Source organism: Pseudarthrobacter sp. NKDBFgelt (genome assembly GCF_046097905.1).
In the GTDB taxonomy this organism is placed as follows: domain Bacteria; phylum Actinomycetota; class Actinomycetes; order Actinomycetales; family Micrococcaceae; genus Arthrobacter; species Arthrobacter polychromogenes.
On sequence record NZ_JBJURL010000187.1, the window covers coordinates 1 to 893 of the forward strand.

An 893-nucleotide genomic window follows, 5' to 3' on the forward strand; every position below is an offset into this window, starting at 1 on the left:
CGACGCTCTGGTGGAGATCGACTTCATCGCAAGGCGAAGCTGAGCCCCGCTCGGCCACAGCCGCTCCGCCCGGGTTCGCGTGGCCACGGCGATCGGCGAGGCGGCGACGCTCAAGAATAGCATTCCGACCGCCCTCCTCGACAGAGCGCCCAGCCGCCGCGGCCAGATCAAGGCTGGCGCTGTCGCATGCCGATCAAGGGTCAGGAAGTGACGCACCCGAGAGGATTCGAACCTCTGACCTCTGCCTTCGGAGGGCCGGAAAGGGCCTTCGTCGCGGTTGTCGATGAGGATCAAGCTACTGCAATTCCTTGTTTTTCTCTACCCCACTTTTGTTCTCTTTGCCGGTCTTTTTGTCCCAGAACTGTCCCAAAAACCAAGGCTGGTATGGTCAGGTGCTGAGCGCCCGCGCCGCACGGCGCCCGCTCGGCGCCAAGAACGGACTTTGGCCTCTATTCCCAAACCGGCATCGGGTGGAGCCAGCGAAAGTGTTCGGTATCAATGACGATCTTCGAGCACTGCGAGAGAGTGATCTCCCGCCTGTTGCATCAGGAGGCTGGCGGGAGATCCAAAGTTAGAGGCAGGGGCCCCTGTAAGTGTCTGAATTCAAATTTAGCCGACATCCAAAGCCGGCCCAGAGTTGGGTAGCCTATTCACCCAGAGTTGGGAACTAGAAGTACGCCGCCAGCCGGCGGCCGCACGGGCTTCGCAACAAGCGCCTTCGCTCTCGTCGAATTAGGTAGCGCCGGCCCCAAAGGTCGAGATCGCGATCAAGGGAAGGCTGACCGACACTCCAATGAGGGCCGGCCCATCTGGGAGAGCGTTATGGAAGATCGATTCCTCACCGACGGCGACGACTACTATCTCGACGAGGCGAGCAGGTTCACCGGCATCGT

Annotated in this window: 1 tRNA gene; it reads right to left on the minus strand. The window is 60.8% G+C overall.

The features are described from left to right. Positions 1-211: 211 nt before the first annotated feature. A tRNA-Arg gene (locus tag ACKAE7_RS21065) sits at positions 212-302 on the minus strand. Positions 303-893: the final 591 nt, after the last annotated feature.